The sequence below is a fragment of the Lentzea sp. NPDC059081 genome, from assembly GCF_042738015.1.
In the GTDB taxonomy this organism is placed as follows: Bacteria; Actinomycetota; Actinomycetes; order Mycobacteriales; family Pseudonocardiaceae; genus Lentzea.
Genome location: NZ_JBHYGW010000006.1, coordinates 19,115 through 39,193, shown reverse-complemented (window position 1 = coordinate 39,193; position 20,079 = coordinate 19,115). Strand labels below are relative to the sequence as shown.

19 protein-coding genes are annotated in these 20,079 nt (G+C 71.4%); 15 read left to right on the top strand and 4 right to left on the bottom strand.

All coding sequences use genetic code 11. The annotated features are described in order from the left end of the window. Positions 1-62: 62 nt before the first annotated feature. The 3 genes from ACFWV3_RS15540 to ACFWV3_RS15530 are packed head-to-tail and all read left to right on the top strand — an operon-like array spanning position 63 to position 5,700. On the top strand, positions 63-2,009 hold the full coding sequence (locus tag ACFWV3_RS15540) for a phosphocholine-specific phospholipase C (RefSeq protein WP_382411857.1): 1,947 nt from the start codon (positions 63-65) through the stop codon (positions 2,007-2,009). A gap of 10 nt (positions 2,010-2,019) precedes the next feature. Further along, a complete protein-coding gene (locus ACFWV3_RS15535; protein ID WP_382411856.1) occupies positions 2,020-3,216 on the top strand; it encodes a hypothetical protein in 1,197 nt (398 codons plus the stop codon). Between the two features lie 30 nt (positions 3,217-3,246). Continuing rightward, positions 3,247-5,700 carry a primosomal protein N' gene (locus ACFWV3_RS15530; protein WP_382411854.1) on the top strand — a complete coding sequence of 818 codons (2,454 nt, stop codon included), beginning with the start codon at positions 3,247-3,249 and terminating at the stop codon, positions 5,698-5,700. 27 nt (positions 5,701-5,727) lie between these two features. On the opposite strand, the gene ACFWV3_RS15525 is transcribed toward ACFWV3_RS15530, so the two are convergent. Continuing rightward, the gene (locus ACFWV3_RS15525) at positions 5,728-6,195 is read right to left on the bottom strand and encodes a hypothetical protein (RefSeq protein ID WP_382411853.1); all 468 of its coding nucleotides are present in this window, start codon (positions 6,193-6,195) and stop codon (positions 5,728-5,730) included. Between the two features lie 65 nt (positions 6,196-6,260). Here ACFWV3_RS15525 and ggt point away from each other — a divergent pair, with 65 nt between their 5' ends. Further along, the gene (ggt, locus tag ACFWV3_RS15520) at positions 6,261-8,030 is read left to right on the top strand and encodes a gamma-glutamyltransferase (protein ID WP_382411851.1); all 1,770 of its coding nucleotides are present in this window, start codon (positions 6,261-6,263) and stop codon (positions 8,028-8,030) included. A 60-nt stretch (positions 8,031-8,090) separates the two neighbouring features. Here the strand turns inward: ggt and ACFWV3_RS15515 are convergent, their stop codons facing one another. Then, a complete protein-coding gene (locus ACFWV3_RS15515) occupies positions 8,091-8,705 on the bottom strand; it encodes a hypothetical protein (RefSeq protein WP_382411850.1) in 615 nt (204 codons plus the stop codon). A gap of 196 nt (positions 8,706-8,901) precedes the next feature. Then, positions 8,902-9,420, bottom strand: a complete 519-nt coding sequence (locus ACFWV3_RS15510; RefSeq protein WP_382411849.1) for a DinB family protein — start codon at positions 9,418-9,420, stop codon at positions 8,902-8,904. A gap of 736 nt (positions 9,421-10,156) precedes the next feature. On the opposite strand from ACFWV3_RS15510, the gene ACFWV3_RS15505 reads away from it, so the two are divergent. From ACFWV3_RS15505 to ACFWV3_RS15490, 4 genes are all read left to right on the top strand, one after another. Continuing rightward, on the top strand, positions 10,157-10,306 hold the full coding sequence (locus tag ACFWV3_RS15505) for a hypothetical protein (RefSeq protein WP_382411848.1): 150 nt from the start codon (positions 10,157-10,159) through the stop codon (positions 10,304-10,306). Positions 10,307-10,353: 47 nt separating this feature from the next. After that, entirely contained in the window at positions 10,354-10,902 is a 549-nt protein-coding gene (gene def, locus ACFWV3_RS15500) for a peptide deformylase (protein WP_382411847.1), read from the top strand. Between the two features lie 2 nt (positions 10,903-10,904). After that, positions 10,905-11,831 (top strand): methionyl-tRNA formyltransferase, encoded by a 927-nt coding sequence (fmt, locus tag ACFWV3_RS15495; protein WP_382411846.1) that lies wholly within the window; start codon positions 10,905-10,907, stop codon positions 11,829-11,831. Positions 11,832-12,036: 205 nt separating this feature from the next. Beyond that, on the top strand, positions 12,037-13,473 hold the full coding sequence (locus tag ACFWV3_RS15490) for an RsmB/NOP family class I SAM-dependent RNA methyltransferase (RefSeq protein WP_382411845.1): 1,437 nt from the start codon (positions 12,037-12,039) through the stop codon (positions 13,471-13,473). Between the two features lie 507 nt (positions 13,474-13,980). On the opposite strand, the gene ACFWV3_RS15485 is transcribed toward ACFWV3_RS15490, so the two are convergent. Then, a complete protein-coding gene (locus ACFWV3_RS15485) occupies positions 13,981-14,994 on the bottom strand; it encodes a YncE family protein (RefSeq protein ID WP_382411844.1) in 1,014 nt (337 codons plus the stop codon). Between the two features lie 87 nt (positions 14,995-15,081). Here ACFWV3_RS15485 and ACFWV3_RS15480 point away from each other — a divergent pair, with 87 nt between their 5' ends. From ACFWV3_RS15480 to ACFWV3_RS15450, 7 genes are read left to right on the top strand one after another with little or no spacing between them, the layout of a single operon-like run. Next, positions 15,082-15,582, top strand: a complete 501-nt coding sequence (locus ACFWV3_RS15480) for a flavoprotein (RefSeq protein ID WP_382411843.1) — start codon at positions 15,082-15,084, stop codon at positions 15,580-15,582. A 26-nt stretch (positions 15,583-15,608) separates the two neighbouring features. Continuing rightward, positions 15,609-16,274, top strand: coding sequence for a ribulose-phosphate 3-epimerase (gene rpe / locus ACFWV3_RS15475; RefSeq protein WP_382412330.1), 666 nt, complete (start codon positions 15,609-15,611; stop codon positions 16,272-16,274). Between the two features lie 14 nt (positions 16,275-16,288). Beyond that, on the top strand, positions 16,289-17,272 hold the full coding sequence (gene ribD, locus ACFWV3_RS15470; RefSeq protein ID WP_382412329.1) for a bifunctional diaminohydroxyphosphoribosylaminopyrimidine deaminase/5-amino-6-(5-phosphoribosylamino)uracil reductase RibD: 984 nt from the start codon (positions 16,289-16,291) through the stop codon (positions 17,270-17,272). Positions 17,273-17,280: 8 nt separating this feature from the next. Beyond that, positions 17,281-17,901 carry a riboflavin synthase gene (locus ACFWV3_RS15465; RefSeq protein ID WP_382411842.1) on the top strand — a complete coding sequence of 207 codons (621 nt, stop codon included), beginning with the start codon at positions 17,281-17,283 and terminating at the stop codon, positions 17,899-17,901. Then, positions 17,898-19,160, top strand: coding sequence for a bifunctional 3,4-dihydroxy-2-butanone-4-phosphate synthase/GTP cyclohydrolase II (locus ACFWV3_RS15460; protein WP_382411841.1), 1,263 nt, complete (start codon positions 17,898-17,900; stop codon positions 19,158-19,160). Before ACFWV3_RS15465 ends, ACFWV3_RS15460 begins: the two co-directional genes overlap by 4 nt. Further along, entirely contained in the window at positions 19,157-19,654 is a 498-nt protein-coding gene (ribH, locus tag ACFWV3_RS15455; protein WP_089912266.1) for a 6,7-dimethyl-8-ribityllumazine synthase, read from the top strand. Before ACFWV3_RS15460 ends, ribH begins: the two co-directional genes overlap by 4 nt. Then, positions 19,651-20,079: a PH domain-containing protein gene (locus ACFWV3_RS15450; protein WP_382411839.1), complete on the top strand. Its 429-nt coding sequence runs from the start codon at positions 19,651-19,653 to the stop codon at positions 20,077-20,079. The genes ribH and ACFWV3_RS15450 overlap by 4 nt, the downstream gene beginning before the upstream one ends.

Here is a 20,079-nt window from a genome sequence, read left to right as displayed (position 1 = left end):
CAGGGCCTTTGTTCATACGGGGGTCGGTTCCGCGACACGTCGTGGGACTACAAACTCGGTTCATGTCGCTCTCTCGTCGTGGGTTCATGGCCGCGGTCGCCGCTGCTGGTGCGGGCACGTTGCTGCCGCCGTCCGTGTACGCGGCGTTGGCCCGTGAGCCTCGTGCGGGAGGGTTGCGCGCGATCAAGCACGTGGTGCTGTTGATGCAGGAGAACCGTTCGTTCGACCACTACTACGGCACGTTGCGTGGTGTTCGCGGGTTCTCCGACCGCAACGCGTTGAGGGGTGTGTTCAACCAATCCGGCGTGCTGCCGTTCCCGGTGCGTGAGGCGGCATCCGGCCGTGACATCCAGTACATCGGCGACCTCGACCACAGCTGGAACGGCGGCCACTCGGCGTTGCGCGGCGGGTGGAACGACAACTGGGTGCCGGCGAAGACAGCGGCGACGATGGCGTTCTACACACGTCAGGACATCCCGTTCCACCACGAGCTCGCCGACACTTTCACGCTGTGCGACGCCTACCACTGCTCGGTGCCGTCCTCGACCTCGCCGAACCGCAACTACTGGGTGTCCGGGTACACCGGGTTCGAGCCGGCCGGTGGCCGTGCGACCGGCAACGCGGCCTACGACGAGGACAACCACGCCGGGTACGCGTGGAAGACCTATCCCGAACGTCTCGAGGCGGCGGGGCAGTCGTGGCGCGTCTACCAGGAGTGGGACAACTTCCAGGACAACAACCTGGAGTTCTACGCGCGGTTCAAGGAGATCGCGCGCAAGGTGCTGCCGTCGGGGTTCAAGTCGCTCGACAAGCTCTACGGCACCGGCGACGCGGCGTTGATCGGCTCGCTGGACCTGTCGCGGTTGTCCGCCGCCGAGAAGTCGTTGTACTCGCGCGGACTGCACCGCGTGCGGCCCGGCGGGCTGGGCGAGGCGTTCCGGGCCGACGTGGAGAGCGGGCGTCTTCCCGCCGTCTCGTACCTGGTGCCGTCCTCGGTGGACTCCGAGCACCCCGGCGCGTCATCGCCCGCCGCGTCCGCCTCGATCACCTATCAGGTGCTGGACGCGTTGGCGTCGAACCAGGACGTGTGGGAGTCCACGGTTCTGTTCATCACCTACGACGAGAACGACGGCTTCTTCGACCACGTGCCGCCGCCGCGTCCGCCGTTGTCCGTTGCCGACGAGTACGTGGGTGACCGGCCGTTGGGGTTGGGTGCGCGCGTGCCGATGACTGTCGTCTCGCCGTGGTCCGTGGGTGGGTACGTGTGTTCGCAGGTGTTCGACCACACGTCGATGACGCAGTTCCTCGAGAAGTGGACGGGAGTGCGGTCGGAAGAGATTTCTTCGTGGCGTCGGACCGTCACGGGTGACCTGACCTCCACGTTCGACTTCGACCGGCGCCGGACTTGGCCCGAGGTGGGCGAACCCGCTGCCGTGCCTCCCGCTTCGCCGCGGTGGCGTCCCGCGCCTCCGTCCTCGCAGAAGATGCCGGAGCAGGAAGCTGGGCGCCGCCGTGCGCGCGCATTGCCTTATCAGCCCGACGCGTCGTTGCGCGGGTCTCAATTGGAGATGTCGAACTCCGGTGCGTCGTCCGTGCACCTCGCGTTGTACCCGTACTCGGGACAGTTCGACGTGCCGCAGCACTTCGATGTTGCGTCGCAGGCCTCTCTTGAGGTCGTGGGTGACCATGACCTCGTGTTGCTGGGGCCCAACGGTTTCCGCCGTGAGTTCGCGGGGACGTCGGCGGACCGTGCGCGCGTCTCGTCGTCGGTGCGCGGATACAGCCGTGTGCTGACCTTGACGTTCGAGAACACCGGTTCGTCGCGGTTGACGTTTGTGCTGGGGCAAGGCAAGTACGTCGTGCGTCCTGGGCACCGGCACGTGATCCCGTGGCTGACCGCTCTGAACTCCGGCTGGTACGACCTCACCGTGACGGTGGAGGAGGAGCCCGCGTTCCGCCGCAGGCTTTGTGGTCACATCGAGAACGGCAAGGAGTCGATCTCCGGCTAACGTTCGGGGCGTGGAGATCACGGGGGATGAGATCCGGCGGCGGATGATCGATCACGAATCGTTGGACCCGGGCGGGTTGAAGATCGTCGGTGCGACGATCACCGGTCAACTGGACCTGTCCGACGTCGTGGCGAAGCGGCCGTTGGTGCTCCAGGACTGCAAGGCCGACCAGCCCGTCGTGCTCAACCGCGCCCAGTTCTCGTTGCTGGACCTGAGCGGACTGGCCGCGCCCTCTCTCGAGGCACGCGGTCTGACCGTGGACCACCACCTGCGGCTGAGCGGTGCACGGCTGACGGCGGTCGACGCGCTGCACATGCGCATCGGCGGCAGCGTCTACCTGGACGAGGGGTTCCGCGCCGCGGGGTCCGTGACGCTGAGCGGGTCGCAGATCGCCGGGGTGCTGATGTGCGGCGGCGGCCGCTTCGAGGACGGGTTGTTCCTGGTGGACCTGCGGGTCGGCGACGCGATCTTCGTCAACCAGGGGTGCGAGGTCACCGGCGGCGGCAGGCACGCGTCGGTGCGCCTGCGCGGCACCAGGGTCGACGGGCAGCTCATCTTCCGCGGCGGCCGGGTCAGCTCGTCGAACGTCGCGCTGGACCTGCGGCACGTGCGCGTGGGCAAGGAGATCTTCCTGCCGTTCGACGGCATCGAGGGCAGGGCGCAGCTCGAAGGCCTCACTTACGAGGGACTGCCGCGCGACGCCACTGTGGACGAATGGCTGGAGTTCCTCTCGACGCGCACGCTCCGCTACTCGACGCAGCCGTGGACCCAGCTGGCCACCGCGCACCAGGCGGCCGGCCACGAACGCGACGTGCGGCGGATCAGGGTCGCCCAGCAGCGCGATCTGCGCCTTCGGGGTCAGCTGTCGAGGTGGGGCCGCCTCTGGCACCTCGTCCGCGGCATGACCGTGGGTCACGGCTACCGCCCCGGCCTCGCCCTGGTGTGGCTGGCCGGGGTGCTGACCGTGTCGGTGGGCGTGGTGTTGCTCTCCGGTGCCGTGCGCTGCTCGGTGATCGAACAGGTCGGCTACGCGCTCAACGTGGCGACACCGCTGGTCAAGGTGGACGCGACCCGCTGCACGGTCGACGTGGCCTCGGGCGCCGGCCGCCTCGTCCTGGCGTCGACGTGGCTGCTGCAGGTCCTGGCCTGGGCCTTCGCGACCCTGTTCGTGGCGGGCTTCACCGGTTTGGTGAGGCGCAACGCGTGACTGTCGGGGTCGTCTGATACACCAGGAGGCATGAGCGCGAAGACCGGAGCGAGAAAAGGGGAGCGAGTCCCCGCAGCGTCGCTGCCGGTCGCGCGGATCGTGGTGGACGTGCCGCTGGCGCACCTCGACCGGCCGTTCGACTACCAGGTTCCGTCCGAACTGGACGGTGCCGCCGTGCCGGGCTGCCGGGTCCGCGTCCGGTTCGCGGGCCAGCTGGTCGACGGTTACCTGCTGGAGCGCGCCGAGAGCTCCGAGTACGGCAAGAAGCTGGCGTTCATCGAGAAGGTCGTCTCGCCGGAACCCGTGCTGGCACCGGAGATCGCCGCCCTGGCCCGTGCCATCGCCGACCGGTACGCGGGCGGCATGATCGACGTGCTGCGCCTGGCCGTCCCGCCGCGCCACGCGAGGGCGGAGGCGGCCCCGTCGGGTGACCCGGCGCCGCTGCCGCAGGTGCCGGCGTGGGTGGAGACGCCGGCCGAGCCGGTGAACGCGGGACAGGTCGACGCGGGGCAGGCCGATGCCGTGCCTGCGGACGTGACCGCCGCGCGCGCCGACTCTGCCGCGCCTGATGACCCGGCTGCCGTCGCGCTTGTGGGTTCCGCCACGCCCGATGACCCGGCTGTCGCGGCGCGCGCCGACTCCGCCGCGCTCGATGACTCGGCTGTCACCGACCCCGCCACGCCCAGTAGCTCGGCGGATGCCGCCCCCGCGGACTCCGACGCGCCTGCCGCGCCCGCTGGCGTCGATTCTTCTCTCTCCGGCAACGACGCGTCCTCACCGGCCCCTTCACCAGCCCTCTCGGCAGCCCCGTCGCGTTCGCTGCCCATCTCGCCCGCCGATCCCTCCACGCCGCCCCTTCCCGAGGCGCCGCCCGCGCCCATCCCGCCCGCCGACCTGCCCGCGCGCTCCGCGCTCCCGCCCGTCCCCGCCGACGCCTGGTCCCGCTACCCCCGCGGCCCCAAGTACCTCGAAGCCCTCCGCGAAGGCCGTCCCGCCCACGCCGTCTGGCAGGCCCTGCCCTCCGAGGACTGGCCCGCCCGCCTCGCCGAGGCCGCGGCCGCCGTCGCCTCCACCGGGCGTGGCGTGGTCATCGTCGTGCCCGACCACCGCGACTCGGCACGCGTGGCCGAGGCATGCGGGCGACTGATCGAAGGCGTGGTGACGCTGGCGGCCGACCTCGGGCCGTCGGAGCGCTACAAGCGGTGGTTGTCCGTGCGGCGTGGAGTGGCGCGTGTGGTGGTGGGCACGCGTGCGACGGCGTTCGCACCCATCGCGGACCCAGGTTTGCTGATCGTGTGGGACGACGGCGACGACCTGCACGTCGAGCCGCGGTCGCCGTATCCGAACGTGCGTGACGTGCTGGTGCAGCGCGCGCACATGACCGGGGCCGCGCTGCTCATCGCCGGGTTCGCCCGCACGGCGGAGGCCCAGCTGCTGGTCGAGACCGGGTGGGCGCACGAGATCGTGGCGTCGCGCGAGACGCTCCGAGCCGTCGCGCCGCGCGTGGTGTCGGTGGGCGACAACGAGTGGCAGGACGTGAAGGACCCGGCGGCCCGCACCGCTCGGTTGCCCTCCATCGCGTTCGACGCGGCCCGGTTCGCCCTGGCCGACTCGCCGGTGCTGATCCAGGTGCCGCGGCGCGGGTACGTGCCGGCGCTCGCGTGCGGGCAGTGCCGTGGGCCCGCGCGGTGCCGGAGGTGCGCCGGGCCGTTGGCGTTGCCCGGTGGCACCCAGGACGGGCTGCCGAAGCCCGCCTACTGCCGGTGGTGCGCGGCAACGGAGGCGGGGTTCCGCTGCCCGACGTGCGGGTCGCGCAGGCTGCGCGGGCAGATCATCGGGGCCCGGCGCACCGCCGAGGAGCTCGGCAGGGCGTTCCCCGGTTACCCGGTCCGGACCAGCGGCGCCGACGAGGTGCTGACCAAGGTGCCCGGCAAGCCGTCCCTGGTGGTGGCGACGCCGGGGGCCGAGCCCGTGGCCGAGGGCGGGTACGGCGCGGTGTTGCTGCTCGACGGCTGGGCGTTGCTCGGGCGGGCCGACCTGCGGGCGTCCGAGGAGGCGCTGCGGCGGTGGATGACGGCGGCGGGGCTCGTGCGTCCCGGCACCGGCCGGGTGGTCGTCATCGCGGACTCGTCGCTCACCCCGGTGCAGGCCCTGGTGCGCTGGGACCCGGTGTGGCACGCCGCCACCGAGCTCGCCGCCCGCACCGAGCTGGGCTTCCCGCCTGCGGTGCGGATGGCGACCGTCGACGGCACCCCGGACGCGGTGAACGCGCTGCTCGACGAGCTGCACCTGCCGCCCACCGGTGAGGTCCTCGGACCGGTGCCGCTGGGGGAGGACGAGTCGAAGGAACGCGCGCTCGTCCGCGTCGCACGGGGCGAGGGGCGTCAGCTGGCCGCCGTGCTGGCCGAGGCCCAGGCCGTGCGGACGGCGCGCAAGGAACAGGAGCTCGTGCGCATCAAGCTCGACCCGCTCGAGGTCCTCTGACCCGGACGTTCCCAGATCGCGCGGGCCTCAGCTCTCGTAGTGGGAGCGCAGGCCCGCGACGTGCTCGCGGATGTCCTCGTCGGTGAGCTTCTCGTAGCCGAGGTACTCCGACATGTACGCCATCAGCTCGGCGCGGTCGGGGTGCTCCTCGGCCGCGATCACGTGCGCCGTCGTGCCCGCGATGCCCGCCGGGAACAGCAGGAACCCGTCGAGGCCCGCCATGGTGTCGAAGGAGGCGTTCTTGGCCTCCCACAGCGCCCAGACGTCCTCCTCGCGCCCGCACTCGGTGAGCAGCAGCGCCGCGAGCCCCAGCGCCTCGCTCACGCCCCAGCCCTCGCGGTGGACGGCCGTCTCCTCGGCGAGCAGGTGGCGCAGCAGGTCCGCGTCGCCCGCGCGCCGTTCGCGCAGCAGGAGGTGCAGCGCCTCCTCGCGGTCCGCCTCGTCGAGCGGAGTGTTCGCGAAATCCGTTCGCAACTGGTCAAGATCGATCGACACGCCCGCACCTTAGGCCTTCCTCAAGCGGTGTTGCCATCCGGTCACAACGGAGTAGAAGTTTCTGCATGTTGCGAACGGTTGCCGCACTGACGCTGTCCGTCGTACTGGTCGTTCCCGCGCAAGCAGGAGCGGCGGAAACCCCACCGCGCGTACCCGAGCAGGTCGGCTGGGGAGGCGCGGTCACCAGTGTCGACCCCGACGCGTCCCAGATCGGCATCGACGTGCTCCGCCGCGGCGGCAACGCCGTCGACGCCGCCGTCGCCACGGCCGCCGCGCTCGGCGTCACCGACCCGTTCTCCGCCGGCATCGGCGGTGGCGGGTTCTTCGTCCACTACGACGCCCGCACCCGTCGCGTGTCCACTTTGGATGGACGGGAGACGGCCCCGCAGTCCGCGACCGACCAGCTCTTCGTCGAGAACGGCACGCCGTTGCCGTTCGCCGAGGCGATGACGAGCGGCCTGTCCGTCGGCGTCCCCGCCACGCCCAAGACGTGGCAGACCGCACTGCGCAAGTGGGGCACGCTGAACCTGCGCGAGGCCATGGCGCCCGCGGAAGCGTTGGCACGCCGCGGTTTCGTCGTCGACCAGACGTTCAACACGCAGATCGCGAACAACGCCGCCCGCTTCGCCGACTTCACCTCGACCCGCGACCTCTACCTGCCGGGCGGCCAGCCGCCCGCCGTCGGCAGCACGTTCCGCAACCCGCAGCTCGCCGACACCTACCGCGAGCTCGCCCGCACCGACCTCGCCTCCCTCTACGGCGGCCCGGTCGGCCGCGACCTGGTGAACGCCGTGCGCACGCCACCGGTCGTGCCCGGCTCGACGCGCAACGTCCGCTCCGGCGACCTGAAGATCTCCGACCTGACCCGCTACCAGGTCGAACGCCGTGACCCGACGCGCACGAGCTACCGCGGCCTCGACGTCTACGGCATGGCCGCCCCGTCGTCCGGCGGCACGACCGTCGGCGAGGCGCTCAACATCCTCGAGTCGACCGACCTCTCGAAGGCCTCCGACGTCCAGTACCTGCACCGCTTCATCGAGTCGACGAAGCTCTCCTTCGCCGACCGCACGCGCTGGGTCGGCGACCCGGCCTTCTCCCGCGTGCCGACCGACGGCCTGCTCTCGCAGAGGTTCGCCGACAGCCGCGCGTGCCTGATCAAGCCCGATGCCGTCCTGCCGGCCCCGCAGCCCGCCGCCGACCCGCGCAACCCCCAGCCGTGCCAGGCCACCGCCGGCCTCTCACCACTGCGCGAGGACGCCGAACGCACCACGCACCTCACGGTCGCCGACCGTTGGGGCAACGTCGTCGCCTACACCCTGACCATCGAGGCCGAGGGCGGCAGCGGCATCGTCGTGCCCGGTCGCGGCTTCCTGCTGAACAACGAGCTCACCGACTTCGAGTTCGTCGCCCCGAACCCCGGCGTGCCGCACCCGAACCTCCCCGGCCCCGGCAAGCGCCCGAGGTCGTCGATGGCGCCGACCATCGTCCTCGACCACGGCAAGGTCGTCCTCGCCGTCGGCTCACCGGGCGGCGCCACCATCATCACGACGGTCACCCAGATCCTGACCGGACGCCTCGACCGCAAGCTCTCCCTGCTCGACGCCGTGGCGGCCCCGCGCGCCTCCCAGCGCAACGCCGCCACGACCCCGGCCGAGGCGGAGTTCATCGCCGCCCCGACCATGGCGGGCCTGCAGGCCATCGGCCACAAGTTCAGCCAGAACGCCGAGATCGGCGCCGCCACCGCCATCGAACGAGCACCGGACGGCCGCTGGCGAGCCGTGGCCGAGCCGACCCGGCGCGGAGGGGGCGCTGCCCGCGTGGTGAAGGTGGGCTGAGTCCCTCCTGTTCCTCACCGGCTGGAGTGCGGGATCCCGCACTCCAGCCGGTCTTGGGCGCTAGCTGACGACGGTCTCGCCCCAGAACAGGTCCTGACCGGGATCGGCGACGCAGCGCACGCTCAGGTAGGTCTGAGCGCCGTGGAAGTCGTGGAAGCTGAGCGAGATGTCGCCGTAGCTGGAGAACCGCCACGTCCCCGGTAACGCGCTGGCACCGGGGTAGATCTGCTTGTCGGACGCGGGCCCGGTGACGCCGGTGCCGAGCTGCGACACCGGGAAGCCACGCCCGATCTGGGCGTCGACGTTCTGCGGCCAGTCCTCGACACCGTCCTGGGACACGGCCAGGTGCGCCGAGTTCGTGTACGCCTGGTCGAACGCGGTCACGCCACGAGCGGCGAGCTCCGGCCCGAGAACGTCGAGGTCCATCCGAATCGACACGGCCCAGCCACGTGCGGTCAACGGCGCGGTCGTGGGCGACGTGGCGGGAATGGTCCCGAGCAGCCGGTAGCCGCCGGGAACGGTGAGAGTGGTCGCCAGGACGCCACCCGAGTACAGCTTGACCTCACAGGACGCCGAGATGTCGCCCGTGGCCGCTCCCGCCGGACCGCCGACCGCGGACACGGCCAGCACAACCCCCGCGACCGCGGCCCCGAGCCGGCCCAACCTGTTTCGCATTCTGGTGTTTCCCCCTTTGTCGGCGAGCCCGTCCACCGGGCTCGACACCATGCTGGCAGCCGACACCGACAATTTCGGACGCGCTTGCACGGCGCCCCCGAACACCGCGAAAACTGTCAGACCCCTTGACTAGTATTGAAATTGGGGGAACCCGGCCTGGTCCGTGTGTGTGGAGCGCGCCCGTGTGCATAGATCGCTATTTGTTCGTGCGTCCGTCGATGCGTTCGCGGAGGAGGTCGGCGTGGCCGTTGTGCTGCGCGTACTCCTCGATCAGGTGGATGTAGAGCCAGCGCACCGACATCTCGCCCACTCGTTCGTGCACGAAGACGTCGTCGAGGTCCCGCGTCGCAGCCGCCGCACGTGCCTCGGCCATCTCGGCGACGAGATCCGCGTACTCCGCTTCGGCTCGTGCGGGGTCGAGGCCCTCGAAGGGACCGTCCCCGTTGCCCGCCGCGTAGGAGCGGGTCTTGACGTCCTGCCCGGCCAGGCGGATGCGGAACCACATGCGCTCGACGTCCGTCAGGTGCTTGATCAGGCCCAGCAGGCTGAGGTTCGACGGCTCGGCGGACGTCGTGGCCAGTTGGTTGCCGGTGAGGCCGGCGCAGTTGTGCAGGAACATGGCTCGATGCCGGTCGAGCCACGCCTCCAGCATCGGGCGCTCCGGCCCCAGGACCGGTTCTTCGGTCAGTTCCACTTCCGGCGCTGTCCACGTCATGCGGCCATGATCAGCCCATCCGGCTCCGGGGCACGACCGATTTCCGGGCGTTGCGGGCGATGATCCGCGGGCCGGGCCTGCCGGGCCTGCCGGGTTTGGCTGTCTGGCGATGGGGTGCGGTGGCGGCGGAGTCCGGCGCGAGCACCGGGCGGTGGAGCTGCTGGTCGGTGAAGCGGTCGCGCAGGTTGTGAGTGCACGGTCATCGCACCTGCCCCGTGCGCCGTACCCACACCTCGCCCCGCACCGCTCCGCGCCCGCCCCGCACCGCTCCGCGCCCGCCCCGCACCGCACCGCTCCGCGCCCGCTCCGCGCCCGCTCCGCGCCACGCGCCCGCGCCTTGCTTCGCCTCGCCTCGCGCTACGCGCCCGCACTTCGCCTCGCGTCGGGCCCTGCAGGGCATCGCGCCCCGTACCTAGCCTCGCCGCCCCCACCTATCTGCCCCCTCGCGCCGTCCGCAGGCACCGCCTCGCCCTCGCTCCCCACTCACTCCGGTGCGCCGCGCACCTCGCGCATTGCGGACCGCGTGGCCCGTGCTTCGCGCGCTTGGCTGGCGTCGGGAGGGGCGTCGTCGGAGCGCGGGGCCGGTTTGTCCGCCGTTTGGGCGCATCAGCCTCATGACCTGGAGGTGTCCACCTTCCGGCCGACTGCCACAGCTGATCTTCCTACCTCGGGCTGATGTGCGGTCGATACCGCGAGCCGATGTGGTGTGACCTGCGCGAACGGCACAGTTGGTGGCATGACGACAACCACTGTTTCCCACGCTCCGGCGGCCCACTTCGACTTCTACGCGGTGCTGCGGCCCGTGCTGACGGCGCTGCGGTTCGCCGGCCACTTCGTCGTGGCGCTGGTGGGCGTGATCTTCCTCGGCAGCGCGTCCGAGCACTGACCGCGGTCCTCGTAGACTGGCCTCCAGTCCACCACGAGGAGCACTGCGTGACCGTCCAACCCATCCGCCTGTTCGGCGACCCCGTGCTGCGCACGCCCGCGGTTGAGGTCGTCGACTTCGACAAGGAACTGCGCACCCTGGTCAAGGACCTGTGGGACTCGATGCAGGACGCGGCCGGGGCGGGACTCGCGGCGCCTCAGCTCGGCGTGGGACTGCGCGTGTTCACCTACCACTGCGACGGCTTCGCGGGGCACCTCGTCAACCCCACCTGGGACGTGGTCGGCGAGGAGATGCAGGACGGGCCCGAGGGCTGCCTGTCCATCCCCGGCATGCAGTGGGAGTGCAAGCGCCACCTGCACGTGGTGGCCAAGGGCTGGAACATGCACGGTGAGCCGATCGAGGTCGAGGGCACCGAGACGCTGGCGCGGTGCATCCAGCACGAGACCGACCACCTCGACGGGGTGCTGTTCCTCGACCGCCTCGACGCCGAGACGCGCAAGCAGGCCATGAAGGAAATCCGGCGCTCCGACTGGTTCGACGGTACGGTTCCTGCCTTGAAGCAGAGCCCGCACCCACTCTTCGGCAGGTCCAGCTGACCATGCGACTCGTGTTCGCCGGCACGCCCGAGGTCGCTCTTCCCTCGCTGCGCGCCTTCATCGACTCCTCGCGCCACGACGTCGTCGCCGTGGTCACCCGTCCCGACGCCCCCTCCGGCCGCGGCCGCCGGCTCGAACGCTCCCCGGTGGCCGCGCTCGCCGACGAGCACGGCATCGAGGTGCTGACTCCCGCCAAAGCAGGTGAGGCGGAGTTCCTGGACCGCCTGCGCGCGCTCGAACCCGACCTCTGCCCAGTTGTCGCTTACGGCAACCTGCTGCCGCAGCGGACCCTCGACGTGCCGAAGCACGGCTGGGTCAACCTGCACTTCTCCGTGCTGCCCGCGTGGCGCGGCGCCGCACCGGTGCAGGCCGCCGTGCGCAACGGCGACGACATCACCGGCGCGTCGACGTTCCGGATCGTGAAGGAGCTCGACGCGGGCCCGGTGTTCGGCGTCGTGACCGAGAAGGTGCGCGACCGCGACACCTCCGGTGACCTGCTGACCCGCCTCTCGATCTCCGGCGCCGACCTCCTGCTGTCCACTGTGGACGGAATCGAGGACGGCACGCTGCGCGCGGTCGAGCAGCCCACCGACGGCGTCACCTACGCCGCCAAGATCAGCGTCGAGGACGCGCGCCTCGACTTCACCACGCCTGCCCAGGCCGTCGACCGCCTGGCTCGCGCGGTGACGCCCGAGCCCGGTGCGTGGGCGGAGTTCCGCGGGGAGCGCCTGAAGCTCGGCCCGGTCACGCCGGTGGACGACGTGACGCTGCCCGCGGGCGAGGTGCTCGTCGAGCGCAAGCGCGTCCTCGTGGGCACCGCCACCACCGCGGTGGCGCTCGGCGAGGTCCAGGCGCAGGGCAAGAAGCGCATGGCCGCCACCGACTGGGCCCGCGGCACGCGCATCGAGGCGGGGGAGCGCGTCGTATGAGGCGTCCCGCGACCAGGACGCGCGGCATCGCCGCGCCTGTCCGGTCAGAGACAGGAACGGTTCCGGCGCGTGGTGCGACGTCGGCTCGGGTGCCAGCCCCGGCGCACCGCGGTCGTACCGGAGTCGGCCGGTTGCCGGTCGGCGTGGACTTGGCGCGCGTTGTCCGTGCCGTGGCAGGGGAGCTCGAAGTAGTGGAGTACAGCGCATGACCAACTACTCGCGAGGCGCCTCCAAGCCGTCGGGACCCCGCAGGCCGCACCCGCCGCGCCGGCGCACCGGCCCGGCCAGGCCGCCCGTCGAGGATCCCGCGCGCCTTGCCGCGCTGGAGACGTTGCGGGCCGTGCGGCAGCGCGACGCCTACGCGAACCTCGTGCTGCCGCAGATGCTGCGGGAACGCCGCATCACCGGCCGTGATGCGGGTCTTGCGACCGAACTCGCTTATGGCGCGGCTCGGGCGCAGGGGTTGCTCGACGCCGTCATCGAGGCCTGCTCGGACCGGCCGTTGTCCGAAGTGGACGGATCGGCGCTGGATGCCTTGCGGCTCGGCACCTACCAGTTGCTGCGCACGCGGATCCCCTCGCACGCCGCGGTCGCCTCCACCGTCGACCTCGTGCGGGCCGAGCTGGGATCCGGCATCGCGGGCTTCGTCAACGCCGTCCTGCGCCGGGTCGCGGAGCAGGACGAGGCGGCGTGGGTGGACGAGCTCGCGCCCGACCCCGACGCCGACCCGATCGGCAACCTGGCCTTCACCCACGCCCACCCGCGCTGGATCGCGCAGGCGTTCGCGGAGGCCCTGGGCAGCCGCGACGAGCCGTTGAAGCTGGCCCTGGAAGCCGACGACGCCCGGCCGGCCGTGCACCTGGTGGCACGTCCCGGCGAGGTGAGTGCCGACGAGCTCGCCGCCATCACCGGCGGCGACGTGGCGCCCTACTCGCCCTACGGCGTGCACCTGGAAGCCGGGGCGGGCGACCCGGGCGATCTCGAGCCCGTCCGGGAACGCCTCGCCAACGTGCAGGACGAGGGCAGCCAGCTGTGCGCCTTGGCCCTCACGCGCGCGCCTCTGGAAGGCACCGACGACCGCTGGCTGGACCTCTGCGCCGGTCCTGGTGGGAAGGCCGCCCTGCTGGCCGCACTGGTCGGCCTCGACGGTGGCGAGCTGATCGCCGTCGAGAAGGCACCCCACCGCGCCGAGCTCGTGCGCAAGATCACCTCAGGCCTGCCGGTGACCGTGCACGTGGCCGACGGCCGCGAGACCGACTTCCTGGAAGGAGCGTTCGACCGCGTTCTGGTCGACGCGCCCTGCACCGGCCTCGGTGCACTGCGCAGGCGCCCGGAGGCGCGGTGGAGGCGTCAGCCAGCCGACGTCGGCACGCTCACGAAGCTGCAGCGGGAGCTGCTCACCGAGGCGTTGCGACTGGTGCGACCTGGCGGCGTCGTGGGTTACGTCGTGTGCTCACCTCATCTCTCGGAGACCGTCGGGGTCGTGACGGACGTCGCCCGGCGGACCGGGGCCGAGGTGCTGGACACGCGCGAGCTCTTCCCCGGAGTTCCGGACCTCGGGGACGGGCCGCACGTGCAGCTCTGGCCGCACCTGCACGGAACCGACGCGATGTTCTGCGCGGTGCTGCGACGCCCTGTTTGAGCGCTCGGGAACGACGTTAGCGACGGGGTCTGACAATGTCGGGCCCCGTCGGCCTTCGTTGGGGTGCAACGGGTTCGGGGTTCACCGGTTCGGGTGACGGCTGCGCTTGCGAGGCGCGGGAGAGCGCTCGTGGGAAGGCGCGGCGTGGAGGATGTTGCGGGCCTTGGGGTGCGGCCGCTGAATGGGTGGCGCAGGCCGGTTGGGACGCGATGGGGTGGTTGAGGCGCGGGCCTTGCGGGCGGTGCGGCGCGGGCAGACGTAATGCGGTTCGGGTGGGTGCCGGCGCGGTCTGCCTGGGTGAGGCGCCAGAGCTGTGCGGCACGGTCGTGCGGTCTGGTCCGGACCCTGGGCAGGTGGCGGCGGTGGGCAGGCCCAGAAGGGCGAGATAGCGCGCGTTGAGTCCACTGAAAGCAGATCGAGTGCAGTTCGGCGAGCGTCCGGTGTGGACGGTCTGACGGAACGGCCGAGGCCGGACGAGCCTGTGGAAAGCTCGTCCGGCCGATCAGGTCAGGCGTTCAGGACGTACAACTGCGTGGGCTGGCCGAACCGGTTGCCCACCGCGTACACCGTCTGGCCGCCGGGGCCCCAGGCCAGGCTCGCCAGGTGCAGGTCCGGCACCTCGTACGAGCGGGACACGTCCAGCGAGCCCGCCGGGTAGATGCGCACGGACGTGCCGGTGCTGTTGGTGCCGGCGGCCAGGGCGCCCGTGTCGGCGCTCGTCGACACCGCGACGGGGTAGGGGCCGGTGTTGTAGCTGCCGCGCACGGCGAGGGTGTCGCTGGTGTACGACTGGATGCTGTACGGCGCGCCCGCGGCCGCGTGGACCTGGGTGCCGTCGGTCGAGAACTCGACGTCGGCCAGGTTGCTGCCGGCGTCACGGGTGGCTTGGACCGCCAGGCCGTCGCCCTCCTCGCGCAGTACGCGCAGGGTGGACGGGGACAGGCTCGGCTGGGCCGCCGCCAGCAGGCCGGGCCTGGCCGGGGTCGTCGCCAGCTGCTGCGGGCTGTAGTGGCCGAACGCGAGGCCGGTGCGGGCTCCCGTGCCGTCCAGTGCGACGCGGCCGATGCCCGCGCCCCACGTCGTGCAGCCGTAGGAGAAGTACAGGCGGCCGTTCGTGATCGCGAGGTCGGCCGGGCACACCTCGCCGACGGGATAGCGCGCCCGTTCGGTCAGCGTCAGCGTGTCCAGCGCGGCGATCGCGCCGTACTCGGACAGGGCGACGAACACGGTGCCGCCGTCAGGGCTCAGCACCAGGCCCCTGGCGCCGGGGAGGTTCGACAGCTTGGTGACCGCGGTGCCCGACAGGTCCGTGACGGCGACGGCGTGGTCCGCTTTGCTGCTCACGAACACGTGGCCGTGCGCCGCGTCCACGGCGATGTCCGAGAAGGACGTCAACGCCAGGGAGACGCTGACCTGCGGCGGTTCGGCTGCAGCAGGTAAGGCGGTGGCCGACAACAGAGTGGTCGATAACAGGGCGGCCGTCATAGCGGTGGCGGTCAGCCACCGGCTTCGGTTGTGCATCTTGCTCCCCTCAGTGAGCGGGCGAACACCCGCGGTGGGGACGTTAGCGACGGGGTCTGACAATTCAGACCGCCTACCATCGCAGCGGTGACGACGCGTGGATTGCTCGGACTGGTCGCCTCCGGGTGCGGTGGTGTCGAGAACTGGTTCCGCACCGAGCTCGCCGAGCCGGCCGTGCAGCGGGGATGGCGGCTCGCCATCACGCTGACGCCGACGGTGGTGCCGTGGTTCGACGAGGCGGGGGAGTTGGACAAGCTCCAAGCCCTCACCGACCTCCCGGTCCGCTGGGAGCCGCGGCTGCCGAGCCAGCCCAAGCCGTACCCGACGCCGGACGCGTTCGTCTTCGCCCCGGCCAGCGCCAGCTCCGTGGCCAAGCTGGCCCTGGGCATCGGCGACAACCAGGCCCTGACCGCGCTGAACGAGGCCATGGGCGCCGAGAGCTGCAAGGTCGTCGTCATGCCCCAGGCCAACGCCGACAAACGCCGTCACCCGATGTGGGAGACGCACGTCACGACGCTCACCGGAGCAGGTGTCGTGGTGGTCACCGACGTGGCTCCCGGCAGGCTGCTCGACCTGCTGGACACCTAGACTTCACCCTCGTGGCCCACACGCCGATGATCGCCCCCAGCATCCTGTCCGCCGACTTCGCGCGCCTCGCCGACGAGCTCGCGTCGGTGCCCACGTCGGACTGGATCCACGTCGACGTCATGGACAACCACTTCGTGCCGAACCTGACGCTCGGCCTGCCCGTGGTGAAGTCGCTGCTGAAGGTCACCGACATCCCGGTCGACTGCCACCTCATGATCGAGGACCCGGACCGCTGGGCCATCGGGTACGCCGAGGCGGGCGCGTACAACGTGACGGTCCACGTCGAAGCGGCCAACGACCCGGTGAAGCTCGCGAAGGACCTGCGGGCCGCGGGCAGCAAGGCGGGCCTGAGCATCAAGCCGGGCACCCCGCTGGAGCCGTACGTCGAGGTTCTGAAGCACTACGACACGCTGCTCGTCATGTCGGTCGAGCCGGGCTTCGGCGGCCAGAGCTTCATGGCCGAGGTGCTGGACAAGGTCCGCCAGGCCCGTCACCTCGTCGACACCGGGCACCTCACGCTGCTCGTCGAGATCGACGGCGGCATCAACGCCGACACGATCGAGCAGGCCGCGCAGGCCGGTGTGGACTGCTTCGTCGCGGGGTCCGCCGTGTACGACGCCGCCGACCCCGGCAAGGCCGTCGAGGCCCTGCGCGCCCAGGCAGCCCGCGCCCAGGTCACCGGTAAGCCGTGACCCCCGAGGACGCGATGGTGCTCGCCATCGCGGAGAGCGAGCGGGTGCGGGGCACCACGAGCCCCAACCCGCCGGTCGGGTGCGTGATCCTGGACGAAAGCGGCAAAGCGGTCGGCTTCGGCGCCACCCAGCCGATCGGCGGCCCGCACGCCGAGGTCATGGCACTCAAAGAGGCCGGCACGAAAGCACAGGGCGGCACGGCCGTGGTCACCCTTGAGCCGTGTGCACACCACGGTCGTACGCCGCCGTGCACGGAAGCGCTCACAGAAGCCGGCATCAAGCACGTCATCCACGCCGTGAGCGACCCGAACCCACGAGCGGCGGGCGGCGCGAAGGTTCTCAGCGATTCCGGCATCACGGTCGAGAGCGGCCTGCTAGAACAGGAAGTCAGCCGGGGACCCCTCCGTGCGTGGCTGCACTACGCGCGCACGGGCCGTCCACACGTCACGTGGAAGTACGCGGCGACGCTGGACGGACGGACCGCGGCGCAGGACGGCACGAGTCAGTGGATCAGCTCGGAGGCCTCCCGCAAGGAGGTGCACGACATGCGGGCGAAGCTGGACGCCATCGTCGTGGGCAGCGGCACCGTCGGGAAGGACAACCCCGCGCTGACCGCCCGCGACGCCGACGGAATTCCGTTGGGCCGCCAGCCGTTGCCCGTGGTCGTGGGCATGAGCGACCTGCCGCCGGGGGCCAAGCTCCGGAACACCGCGCTGCACCTGCGCACGCACGTCCCGGACGAGGTCCTGGCCGCGCTCGCCGAGCGGGGCGTGGTCGACGTGCTGCTGGAGGGCGGTCCGACGTTGGCGGGCGCGTTCATCCGCGCCGGCCGGGTCGACCGCGTGCTCGCCTACATCGCGCCGGCACTGCTCGGGGACGGTCCCGCGGCGGTGCTCGGAGCGGGCGTGTCAACCATCACGGACGCTGTCCGGCTGACCGTCGAAGAAGTCACCATGAGCGGGCCGGACGTGCGGATCAGCGCGGTCCCGCGAACTTAGGAGGAGCGGTGTTCACCGGGATCGTCGAGGAACTCGGCCACGTCGTCGCGACGGAGGACCTGCCGGACGCGGCACGGGTCCGCATCGCGGGCCCGATCGTGACCAGCGACGCCAAGCACGGCGACTCCATCTCGGTGAACGGCGTCTGCCTCACCGTCGTGGATGTCGAGAACGACACCTTCACCGCCGACGTGATGCGCGAGACGCTCGTGCGCAGCAGCCTCGCGAAGATCGCCGAGGGCGACCGGGTCAACCTGGAGCGCGCGGCCGCGGTCGGCCAGCGCCTCGGCGGCCACATCGTGCAGGGCCACGTCGACGGCACCGGCACGATCCTCGCGCGGGAGAAGGCCGAGCACTGGGAGATGGTCCACATCGGACTGCCGCCGGCGCTCTCCCGCTACGTCGTCGAGAAGGGCTCCATCACGGTCGACGGGGTCTCGCTGACGGTCGTGTCCGTCTCCGAGGACCAGTTCACCGTGAGCCTGATCCCGACGACCCTCGAACTCACCACGCTCGGGCACCGCACGCCGGGCGCACTGGTGAACCTGGAGGTCGACGTGCTGGCGAAGTACGTCGAACGACTGGCGATCCCGCACCTGCGGGCCATCGCGGGCGAGGAGGCCCAGTGAGCACGGAGTACGCCGAGATCGAGCGCGCGATCAAGGACATCGCCGCCGGACGGCCCGTGGTCGTGGTCGACGACGAGGACCGCGAGAACGAGGGCGACCTGATCTTCGCGGCCGAGAAGGCGACGCCGGAGCTGCTCGCGTTCATGGTCCGCTACACGTCCGGCTACGTCTGCGTGGCGCTGACGGACTCCGACTGCGACCGCCTCGACCTGCCGCCGATGTACCACACGAACCAGGACCAGCGCGGCACCGCGTACACGGTCACCGTGGACGCGCGCGAGGGCATCAGCACCGGCATCTCGGCCGCCGACCGGGCGCGCACGATCCGGCTGCTCGCCGACCCGACCGCGAAGGCCACCGACTTCAACCGGCCCGGCCACGTGGTGCCGTTGCGCGCCAGGGACGGCGGCGTGCTGCGCCGCCCCGGCCACACCGAGGCCTCCGTCGACCTCGCGCGCCTCGCGGGCCTGTCACCCGCCGGCGTGCTCTGCGAGATCGTGTCGCAGAAGGTCGAGGAGGACATGGCCCGCCGCGAGGAGCTGGAGGTGTTCGCGGCCGACCACGACCTCGCGCTGATCACGATCGCCGACCTCATCGCGTACCGCCGCCGCGTCGAGACCCAGGTCGAACGCGTCGCGGAGGCACGGATCCCCACGGCGCACGGCGTGTTCACGGCCGTGGGCTACGACAGCCTGCTCGACGGCATCGAGCACGTCGCGCTCGTCTACGGCGAGATCGGCGACGGCGAGGACGTGCTGGTGCGCGTGCACTCCGAGTGCCTCACGGGTGACGTCTTCGGCTCACTGCGCTGCGACTGCGGCCCGCAGCTCGACGCGGCTCTGGAAGCCGTTGCGGCACAGGGACGTGGTGTCGTGCTGTACATGCGCGGACACGAGGGCCGCGGCATCGGCCTGATGCACAAGCTGCAGGCCTACCAGCTGCAGGACCAGGGCGCGGACACCGTGGACGCGAACCTGGTGCAGGGCCTGCCCGCCGACGCGCGCGACTACGGCACGGGCGCGCAGATCCTCGTCGAGCTCGGCATCAAGTCGATGCGCCTGCTCACGAACAACCCGGCCAAGCGCGTCGGGCTGGAGGCCGGATACGGTCTGCGGGTGCTCGACCGGGTGCCGCTGCCGATCTCCCCGAACCCGGAGAACCTGCGGTACCTGCGCACCAAGCGCGACCGGATGGGCCACGAGCTGCACCAGCTGGAGCAGTACGAGGCCGTTGTTTCCGCTACGGAGGACCAGGAATGAGCGGCGAGGGCCGTCCAGAGCAGACGAAGCTCGACGGCAAGGGCCTGAGCGTCGCGATCGCGGCGACGCGCTGGCACACGAAGATCACCGACCAGCTCGTCGAGCGCGCGCTGAAGGCAGCCGAGGACGCGGGCTGCGTCGACACGACCGTCGTGCGCGTCGCGGGCGCCATCGAGCTGCCCGTCGTGGTGCAGGAGCTCGCCCGCCACCACGACGCCGTGGTCGCGCTGGGCGTGGTCATCCGCGGCGGCACCCCGCACTTCGAGTACGTCTGCGACTCGGTCACGGACGGGCTCACCCGCGTGGCGCTCGACGAGTCGACGCCGGTCGGCAACGGCGTGCTGACCACGAACACCGAGGAGCAGGCACTGGCCCGCGCCGGCCTGCCGGACTCGGTCGAGGACAAGGGCTACGAGGCGACCGTCGCCGCGATCGACACCGCACTGGTGCTGCGCGGCCTGCGTCAGCCGTGGACCGAGCGGGGTTTCGAGTGACGAGCGTGGTGTTCCGCCCGAAGAAGATCCGCCGCGTCGCGTGGGCGTGCGCCGTGGGCCTGGTCGCGGTGTTCACGGTGGTGGGCCTGTTGCTCGGCAACACCCCGACCGGCGTCATCTTCCGGACGTCCGACCAGGTCGCGATGATCCTGCTGGGCTTCCTGCTCGCGGGCGGTGTGCTGCTGCTGACCCGGCCGCGCGTCACGGCCGACGCCGAGGGCGTGGACGTCCGCAACGTCGTCACGTCGCACCACTACGACTGGAAGGACGTGCTCTCGGTCAGCTTCCCCGACGGCGCCGCGTGGGCCCGTCTGGAGCTTCCCGAGGACGAGTACGTCAGTGTGATGGCCGTGCAGGCCGTGGACCGTGAGTACGCCGTGTCGTCCGTGCGCGCGTTGCGCGAGCTGCACAAGGCCGCGCACTAG